Genomic DNA, 6,544 nt, shown 5'->3' on the forward strand with positions numbered 1-6,544 from the left:
AAAAAACTGAAGATGAACTGACCGATTTTATTGAGAAAAGCAAAGTTATAGAAAAATTTTAATAATGAAATATGAGACTTAAGATGTGAAAAAAAACTCATTAGCCATATCTTACATCTCAATACTGTTAACGAGGAGGAAACGTTGATTGAAGTTCAAAACCTGACCCGGCACTATAAAGACTTATGTGCTGTAGACAACATCAGCATGACAATCCGAAAAGGTGAAATTTTAGGTCTTCTGGGTCCAAATGGTGCGGGAAAGACGACAACCTTAAGAATGTTAACCGGATATCTTTCGCCAAATTCAGGCACAATAAAAATAAATGATTTTCATTTGCCGAAAGATGCCATTAAAATCAAATCTTTAATCGGCTATCTGCCCGAATCCGCCCCCCTCTATCACAATATGCTGGTCTATGACTATCTGGAGTATGTGGCCAGGATAAAAGGAATTGATGATAAGGAAAAACGGTATGACAGATTCCTGCAGTTATCAGATCTTTGCGGGCTTTCTTCCATTATGGCCCAGCCCATTGCCAATCTTTCAAAAGGCTTGAAACAAAGAGTGGGCCTTGCCCATGCCATGATGACCGACCCTCAGATTTTAATTCTGGATGAACCGACTTCCGGCCTGGACCCGAACCAGATTGCCGAAATAAGGAATATCATTAAAACCATAGGTAAAGAAAAAACCATTATCTTCTCTACCCATATTTTGAGTGAAGCCGAGGCAACATGTGACAGGATTGCTATTATTAATAAGGGAAAAGTGGTTGCAGATGATACAACTGCCAATCTTAAACTAAGTGTCAAACAAAACTCCTTTATCAAACTGTCTCTTAAAGGGGCTTCAAAGGATGATGCCACATCCCTGTTAAAGAGCATTCATCCAAATCTTAATGTTAAAAATGTTGAGCCTGTTGAGGAAGATCTTGTCTCGTTTAAGATCACAAGTCCTGATGATAGGGATTTTAGATCAGATATCTATCTTAAAATAAAAGAGACCAATTGGATAATTATACAACTTACAAAAAAATCCCAGGCCCTTGAAAAAATATTCCAGGAATTGACCCAGGAAAAAACAGGGGAGGACGTATAAATACCATGAAACAAATTAAAATTATTGCCATTAAGGAATTCAAAGATTATTTCATCTCACCCATTGCCTATATTGTGATATCTCTATTCCTGATTGTAACAGGATGGTTTTTCTTTTCCACATTTTTTATTTTTGGCCGGGCTGACTTAAGAGATTTCTTCTCTTTGCTTCCCATTACTTTTTCTTTTATCATCCCCGCCATTACCATGCGGCTGTTTTCCGAAGAAAAGAATATTGGTTCCTATGAAATTCTTTTAACCATGCCGGTTTCTTTTACGGATATTGCTCTGGGCAAATTTTTTGCAGCAACTTTATTTACTGCATCCATGCTGATTCCCACCATTTCATATCCGATTTTCATCTCTTTTATCGGTGAGGTTGATCCCGGGCCTGTGATCGGCGGATACTTAGGTGCTGTCTTTCTTGCCGGCGCCTATTGTTCCATAGGACTGTTTGCCTCATCTCTGACAAGAAATCAGATCATTGCCTTCATCATTGGCTGCGCTTTGTGCTTTACTTTAACCATTCTTGACAAGCTCTTATTTTTCATGCCGGCAAAAATAATTTCTGTTATAGAATATATTGGCGCCAACGCCCACTTCACCAATATCTCCAAAGGAATTATTGATTCCAGGGATATCCTTTACTTTGTGAGTGTGATTTTCATTTTCATTTTTTCAACCTATATTGTTATGCATGAGAAGAACTAAGGAGAAACAATGGGCAACTTTTCAATAAAAGAAAAATATTTTAAATTCATTTTATATCTCGTGGTCATTGTACTGGTAAATATTGTCGGGATTACACTCTTCTTCAGGGCAGACCTGACCCGTGACAAAATCTATTCTTTGTCATGGGCAAGCCAGGATGTTGTGGCTACCCTGTCGGAACCCTTGAGCATAAAGGTATTTTTCTCAAAAAATCTTCCGGCACCCCACAATAATACAGAGCGATATCTCAAGGATCTTTTGGGAGAATACTCTGCAAAGGGTGGAAAATATTTTAATTATACATTTTATAATGTCACAATAGAAGAAGGTACACTGACCGGAAAAGCTGATGAAAATCGGGATATGGCAAAAGATTACGGTATACAGCCCGTCCAGATAAGAATAATGGAAAATGACGAGATTAAATTTAAAAATGCCTATATGGGGTTGGTCATTATTCATGGGGATTTGATCGAAAAAATTCAAACCATTACCTCAACAAATGGTCTTGAATATCAGTTGACAACCGCTATCCAGAAACTGAACAATAAGGTGAGCGCCTTGTTACAGCTTGACGAGAAGGTAAAAATTGACATGTATTTATCCTCTTCCCTCAACGACATCGCCCCCCTGATTGGCCTTGATCAACTGCCATTGCTGGGCAAGGCTGTCGCTGATACTGTTGAAAAGCTCAATAGCAAAAGCCTTGGCATTCTTGAATTCAAAATAATTGATATTTCAGACAAAAAAAAGCTTGATACAATTGGGGAAAAACATGATTTAATGGCACTGTCATGGCCTGGCATCCCGGAAAGAAATATTTTGCCAGGCAGTGGAGCTGCCGGGCTTGTCATTGGATTTAAAGGTAAAACAACAACACTTCCCCTGATCAATGTTTTGGAACTTCCCATCATCGGTACAACCTATCAAATGGCAGATCCTGTTGCTTTGGGAGAGGAGCTCAATGCAATTGTGGAAAAATTGATCGGTATTAACAAGGCTATCGGGTTCCTGTCCGATCATGGCACCCACTCCCTTATGCCGGACAGAATGGCTATGATGCAGGGAAGGCCATCTTCCGCCATGCAGGCGTTTAACTCTCTTGTTTCTTCACGGTATTCTATTAAACAGATTGCATTAAAAGATGGCTCCATCCCGGATGGACTGAATTGTCTGATCATTGCAAGACCCACTCAAAAATTTTCAGATTATGAATTATTCCAGATTGACCAGGCCCTGATGAAGGGGACAAATATTGCTTTTATCTCGGATTCGTTCAATGAAATCATGCCCCAACAGGGTGGTATGGGCATACCGCCAAGATATGAACCCATTGATACCGGCCTTGAAAATCTTTTGACCCATTATGGTGTCAATATAAAGAAGGCCTATGTTTTAGACAAACAATCCTATAAGCATCAGGCACCGAAAAATATGGGCGGCGGTGAACAAAATATTTATTTTGCCCCTATGTTAAAAGAGAAAACCATAAACAATACCCCTCAATTCATGGATAATATCAAGGGGCTTATTGCAATGCAGATCTCTCCTCTTGAGCTTGTGAACGACAATATTGATAAAAACAAAATTGTGGTAACAAAGCTTTTATCTTCATCTGATGAATCGTGGCTCATGGAAGGAAATATCAATTTAAATCCCATGTTCAGCACTCCGCCGGAATCAAAAGATGAAATGAAATCCTATGATCTTGCCTATCTCCTTGAAGGGAGTTTCACAAGTTTTTTCAAAGGTAAGGCCATCCCTGAAAAAGAGTTGGGAGAAAAAGATATTAAAGAAGAAAACAAACCGGAAGAGGCCAAGAACCCGGAAGAAAAAAACAAGCTTGAGGGTCTTGCTGCCAAACATACATTTCTGGAAAATTCCAAGCCTGCCAAGCTGTTTGTTCTTCCATGTTCCCAGATGCTTCAGGACAATATGCTGGACCCTCAAGGCCGATCAACCAATGCGACATTTATTTTAAACATCATTGACCATCTCAATGAAGAAGATAGAATCGCCCAGTTAAGAAGCAAGCAGCAGACATTAAATCCGATTGCCCAAACTTCGCCGTTTGACAGAGGTATTATCAAAGCTTTTAATATTATTATTCTGCCCATACTGGTTATCCTGTTCGGCCTTTTAGTCCTTGCCAGAAGAACATCCAGAAAAAAGAAAATCGCCAGACGGTTTAACGCTTAAAAGGAATGAATTCATGAAAAAAGAATATTTGATACTGATCGCGCTCATCCTGATATTGGGTGCATATCTTTTGTTTCATAAGGAGAACAAGGATAATTACGTACTACCCAAAATTGTACAGATAGATATCTCCAAAATCACAGGACTCATTATAGACAAAAAACAAGGATCCATAAAATTTATAAAAAAAGAGAAAAACTGGTTACTTACTGATAAAGAATATCTTGCAGATTTACCATCCGTAGAAAACATGCTTGACACCTTAAAAACATTGAAACTATCTGCATTGGTGTCCCAAAAAGGTGATCTGAAAAGATATGAACTTGATGATAAAAAACATATCCGGGTTAAAGTATTAGAAGGAGCAAAGACCATTTTTGAATTTACCATGGGCAAACCTGCACCAACCTTTAACCATACCTTTGTAATGTTGACAGATAATAAGAACATCTATCATGCCAATGGCAGTTTCAGATCCTATTTTGACAGGGCCGAGGATAATTTCAGGGACAAAAAGGTATTGGATTTCAAGAAAGAATCCATAAAACGCTTTACCATTGAAAAAGATGGATTATCCAAAACACTGATTTCTAAAAAGATAAAAAAAGATGGCAAAGACGCTTTTTCCACCTGGAATTCTGAGGATGGAACATCTGCTGACAAGGAAGTAATCTCAAACCTTTTATCCTCTGTTTCATTTCTGGAGTGTGAAAAATATTTGGACTCCCCCACTAAAAAGAGTTATGAAAAAGAAAAACCCTTGTGCAAAATACGTCTTGAGAATGAAAGCGGCATAGAGCTGACGCTTTTTGAAACCGACAAGGAAGACATTTTTAAGGGAATCTCTTCAATGAATGATTATGTCTTTGCATTAAGCCAATTCAATGGTAAAGAAATTGTATCAAATATTGAAAAACTTTTAGGGATATCTAAAAAAGAAAAAAATAAAGATTGAACCCTTTTATAAAAATCGCATATCAACCGTATAAATGGATCATTATCATTCCTTTTCTTTTCACTATTACCCTGGTCCTCGGGTTGATATGTATTTTTACAGGGCTTTTGTTAAAACAGGACGCAGCTAATATCATTGCCGTCATATGGGCGAAACTTTGCTGCGCCATTGTTCCCCTGAATATTATCATTAAAGGCAAAAAAAAATATAACAGGAACAAATCCTATGTGGTTGTAGCAAACCACCAGAGTATGGCTGATATCCCTGTTATTCACGGTCATCTTGGTTTGAATATCAAATGGATAATGAAAAAAGAACTGGGGAAAATTCCCATTTTCGGATCTGCATGCCATCAGTTAGGGTGTATTTATATTGACCGAGCCAACCATGATGCGGCTATAAAAACAATCCGGGAAGCTCAAAAAAAAATATCTAGAAAAGCATCTGTATTGTTCTTTGCGGAAGGAACAAGAAGCCGGGATGGGAATGTGATGCCCTTTAAAAAAGGCGCATTCAGATTTGCCATTGAAACAGGCCTTCCCATATTACCGATAACCATTAAGAATTCTATTCATGTTCTTCCTTCCGATTCCCTTGATCTTACGCCTGGTAACATCGAAATTATTGTTCATCACCCGATTCATATTGCAAAACACCACATGGATCACCTTGACGAGATAATCGAACATACCCGCAGGACAATTTCCAAAGCGCTTTAACAACAACTCCACTTCACTCCATTTTAAGCTATAGCCAAAATTCATTTATTTATAAGCAATATCTATAATTTCTTAAAAAAATTTTATTTTTTTCTTGACTTAGCACTCATTTTTAGTAAAAGTGTGGGCTAAGGTGGTGGAAAGTGGGTAAGTTAATGTATTTTAACTAAGGCTTAAATAAGTGTTTCGATCAAGCTCCTTTCATACAATTGATTCCAAAGGCAGGGTAATTATCCCTTCAAGGTTCAGAAATATCTTGAAGGCGGATAAAATTTACGGGGTCATGGTCTCAAACAAGGATGATTGTTTATACGCTTATACTTTTAGTGAATGGGAAAAAGTTGAAGCTATGATTTTGTCAGCAAAAAGCCGTGCCATGGGAGATTTTAGAAGATTTTTCCTCGGCAACTCCTGTGACTGCATGTGTGATAAGCAGGATCGTATCCTGCTCCCTAAAAGTTTAAGAGAATATGCAAATCTTGAAAAAGAAATTGTTCTTGTGGGCAACCTGGATCGTTTTGAGATCTGGGCACGCGACCGATGGGACAAGGTCAACAAAAAAATGGAGCAGGAACTCAAAAAAGAGGAAGTAAGGGAGGAAATCGCTTCTCTAGGGTTGTAGTAGCAATGGGATTTGAGCATACGTCTGTAATGCCTCAAGAGGTGCATGAGCATCAAAACCTTAAGCCTGGAAACATCTGTGTGGATTGTACTCTGGGCGGGGCAGGTCACGCACTTGCAACAATCCCGGCAATACTCCCCGGAGGGATATTGATCGGCATTGATCAGGATTTGGATGCCATCAATCATGCTGAAAAGATTTTACACCCGTTTAAAGAGAATACGCTATTGTTCCACAG

General features: G+C 38.5%; 7 protein-coding genes. All 7 read left to right on the plus strand.

The window, feature by feature from the left end; translation table 11 throughout:
• Positions 1-144 precede the first annotated feature (144 nt).
• Positions 145-1,101 carry an ABC transporter ATP-binding protein gene (locus K8S13_RS23195; RefSeq protein WP_291466103.1) on the plus strand — a complete coding sequence of 319 codons (957 nt, stop codon included), beginning with the start codon at positions 145-147 and terminating at the stop codon, positions 1,099-1,101.
• Between the two features lie 5 nt (positions 1,102-1,106).
• Positions 1,107-1,811, plus strand: coding sequence for an ABC transporter permease subunit (locus tag K8S13_RS23200; RefSeq protein WP_291466104.1), 705 nt, complete (start codon positions 1,107-1,109; stop codon positions 1,809-1,811).
• Between the two features lie 9 nt (positions 1,812-1,820).
• The gene (locus K8S13_RS23205) at positions 1,821-4,010 is read left to right on the plus strand and encodes a GldG family protein (protein ID WP_291466105.1); all 2,190 of its coding nucleotides are present in this window, start codon (positions 1,821-1,823) and stop codon (positions 4,008-4,010) included.
• 13 nt (positions 4,011-4,023) lie between these two features.
• Positions 4,024-4,965 (plus strand): DUF4340 domain-containing protein, encoded by a 942-nt coding sequence (locus K8S13_RS23210; RefSeq protein ID WP_291466106.1) that lies wholly within the window; start codon positions 4,024-4,026, stop codon positions 4,963-4,965.
• Positions 4,962-5,684 carry a 1-acyl-sn-glycerol-3-phosphate acyltransferase gene (locus tag K8S13_RS23215; protein ID WP_291466107.1) on the plus strand — a complete coding sequence of 241 codons (723 nt, stop codon included), beginning with the start codon at positions 4,962-4,964 and terminating at the stop codon, positions 5,682-5,684. The genes K8S13_RS23210 and K8S13_RS23215 overlap by 4 nt, the downstream gene beginning before the upstream one ends.
• 181 nt (positions 5,685-5,865) lie before the next feature.
• Positions 5,866-6,306 carry a division/cell wall cluster transcriptional repressor MraZ gene (gene mraZ / locus K8S13_RS23220; protein ID WP_291466108.1) on the plus strand — a complete coding sequence of 147 codons (441 nt, stop codon included), beginning with the start codon at positions 5,866-5,868 and terminating at the stop codon, positions 6,304-6,306.
• Positions 6,307-6,311: 5 nt separating this feature from the next.
• On the plus strand, positions 6,312-6,544 hold a 233-nt coding region (gene mraW, locus K8S13_RS23225), incomplete at its 3' end, for a 16S rRNA (cytosine(1402)-N(4))-methyltransferase (RefSeq protein WP_291466109.1).

The sequence above is a fragment of the Desulfobacula sp. genome (assembly GCF_021107415.1).

Bases quoted from the DNA above. Each gene is read 5' to 3' on its own strand.
- K8S13_RS23200 (WP_291466104.1), top strand. From the start codon at position 1,107: ATGAAACAAATTAAAATTATTGCCATTAAGGAATTCAAAGATTATTTC.
- K8S13_RS23205 (WP_291466105.1), top strand. From the start codon at position 1,821: ATGGGCAACTTTTCAATAAAAGAAAAATATTTTAAATTCATTTTATAT.
- K8S13_RS23210 (WP_291466106.1), top strand. From the start codon at position 4,024: ATGAAAAAAGAATATTTGATACTGATCGCGCTCATCCTGATATTGGGT.